The organism is uncultured Thiodictyon sp., assembly GCA_903837595.1.
Classification (GTDB): domain Bacteria; phylum Pseudomonadota; class Gammaproteobacteria; order Chromatiales; family Chromatiaceae; genus Thiodictyon.
Map to the genome: position 1 here is coordinate 1 of CAILVI010000022.1, position 2,487 is coordinate 2,487.

At 65.3% G+C, this 2,487-nt stretch carries 2 protein-coding genes and 1 pseudogene; all 3 read right to left on the reverse strand.

Annotation, left to right across the window (positions count from 1 at the left end; all coding sequences use genetic code 11):
- On the reverse strand, positions 1–339 hold a 339-nt coding region (locus QZY44_RS01360; RefSeq protein WP_295441211.1), incomplete at its 3' end, for a linear amide C-N hydrolase.
- Positions 340–483: 144 nt separating this feature from the next.
- Complete coding sequence (locus QZY44_RS01365; protein WP_295441214.1) at positions 484–2,079, reverse strand: IS66 family transposase; 1,596 nt, start codon at positions 2,077–2,079, stop codon at positions 484–486.
- Positions 2,080–2,168: 89 nt separating this feature from the next.
- A pseudogene (locus QZY44_RS01370) lies at positions 2,169–2,487 on the reverse strand (hypothetical protein); the annotation flags it as partial.

The window sequence follows — 2,487 nt, forward strand, 5'->3', positions numbered from 1 at the left end:
GAAGAGGGCGCCCACTGCCAGGCCGGCCTCGTTCAGGCCGTCGGCCGCAATATCCAGACCGAGGGCATTGATGCCGAGGAACCCATGCTTGGCGGTCCAGGCCAGGCCGGGCTTGAAATCATCGGGACGGGTCGCGGTGAGGTGGTGGCCGCGGGGGACGAGCATCACCTGACTCCTGAGGTCCATTTCGAACTCCATGGAGCGGGCCGCCAGCCAGGCACCGTCCTGGGACTGGACCCGGAACGAGGTACAGGCCTGGGCCGGCGGCGCGGCCACGAGGGCCAAGGTGCTCGCGGTCAGCGCAGCAGTCAGTGTGCGGGTGAGGGTGGTGGGGATCATGGCGAGTTCTCCGTGCTATCCGCCTACCAAGGGGCGGTGTTAATGATGAATGCCGCCCCGCATCGGCGAAGCGGCACCCACCGGGTCATGGGCTAGTTTCCAGCGCTACAGGCGCTCACCGTAGTCGTGTCGCCGGGTAGCCGTTCAGAGACCCGGCACTAGAGTCGGCAATGGCGCCGCCGCGCGACCAGCACGGCGCTCCGTGATCACGCTGGCCAGATAGAGCCAAGGCACATGGCCACGCTTGCGACAGGTTTCAATCACGCTGGCGAGCAGGGTGAACGTGCGCGACCCGGCATCACAGCGCGTGCCCATCATGATGCGTCGCGCGATCACCCAATGGCGCAACGCCCGCTCGGCTTCGTTATTGGTGAGCGGCCACTGCGGATTCTCCAGCACCCGGAAAATGGCGTCCCAGTCGTTCCACAGTTCCACCGCCAAGGCGCGCGTCTTGGCGTGCCGATGCCCGAGCAGATGCACGCAGGCTGCATGCAACTCGGCCAGCAACGGGGCGTGGATGCGCGGCAGATCGGCCGGCGGCCCCGCGCGCGCCGCATGGATGGCACCCATCAGGGTGTCGAAGGTGGTTTGGACTTGGTGCCCAAAGGCTTGCCCCTCGCGATCGAAACTCTCGATCAACCCCTGTGCCTTGCGCGTGAGGTGCGCCCAGCAGCGCAGCCGGTGCGGCAGGTGGCGATACGCCTGCCAGCCGTCGCTCATCAGCCAGCCGGCAAAGCCCGGCAGAATGCGATCCAGCACCTCGCGCCCGCGCTTGGCCACCACGAACAAGGTGACGGTGGCACTGGTGAACACCCACAGCCACAGCAAGTCGGCGCCTTGCGGCCAGGAGGTCTCATCGGCATGCAGCAGGTCGCTGGCCACCACCGCCGCGATCAATTCTTGTTCCAGCGGTAGCGCCGCGGCGGCGGCCTCGCGTAGCGTGCGATCCAGGGTGCCCACGCTCAGGCTCAACCCCAGCCAGTCGTGCAGAAACTCCCGGATCCGTCGGTACGACAGCCGAAAGCGCAGATGCAGCGCCACGATCAGGGTCGCCAGCCCCGGCCCGACCAGCCGCCATTCGCTCAAGGCCACCGGTTCTAACGTGGGGTCATCGACCAGACCTTCGCCGGGACGCGCGCGCGTGTGATGACCGCAGCCGCACAGACTGTCATAGAAACGATGGTCGGTAACCCGCAGGTGCAGGCCCGGTTGCTCGGGATTGCCCCACACCAGATCGACCGACTGGAAGCCGGCATAGCCGACACTGGGGGCGTCGCCCGGCAGTGCCGCGGCGCAGGCCGCACAGGCGCTGGGACGGTGGTGGAGCGTCTCCTGCGCCGTGAACACCTGGGTGCGACCGAAGCCTGGCGCGCCCGGTTGCTTGCCGGCTTGGCGTTTGGGCTTCGCGGTCGCGCGCCCAGCGTGCGCTGGCGTCTCGGGAGTACCGGACGAGTCCGCGGGGGGCAGGGTCGCCTCGTCCGGCAACTCGTCGTCCTGCATCGCAGTGAGCGCGTCGGCGTCCGCCGTCTCGATCATCTCCTCGTCCCCCGCCGACGGGCGCTCCCAGGGCGCACGGCTGCTGGGCGGACGAGAACTGTTGTTCGGATTCTGCCGCAACCGCTCGCGCGCTTCCTTCAGATCCTCCAACAGCCGCAGCGACAGACCACGCAACGCACCCTCGTCCAGGGTCTGGACATAGGCTTCGTCAAGCTGGTCAAGGCTGTGGTCGCTCAGGTGCATCGTCAGTGGCGCGGCATCAATGGGTAGCGAATGGATGGGGACTCATCATGATCGGGCTGGGTGGCAACGGTCAAGGGGTGTCTGAACCGCTACTTGGAAGCAACATCTGGCTCGGCATTTTCTCCTACAAAACCGAATCGAGGCTCGTCAGCCTCCAGCCATGGGAAGTTTTCCCGTGTTGCCGGCAGCCACGCTCTGGGACGAAATGCGCCGACAACGATACCGCCTCGGTGGGCTAAGACCAACCTGTATTTCGAGGCGTTCTCCTTATTTATTCTCCATGCAGCTCGAACTGCATCGTAAATGCTCTTCCCCTCCTCTTTATAGCTTCGGTTGATAGAAATCAGGATCAAAGGTTCATCTGCCTCAAAGGGAACAGATTCATACTCTGCCACGATCTCCTCGACA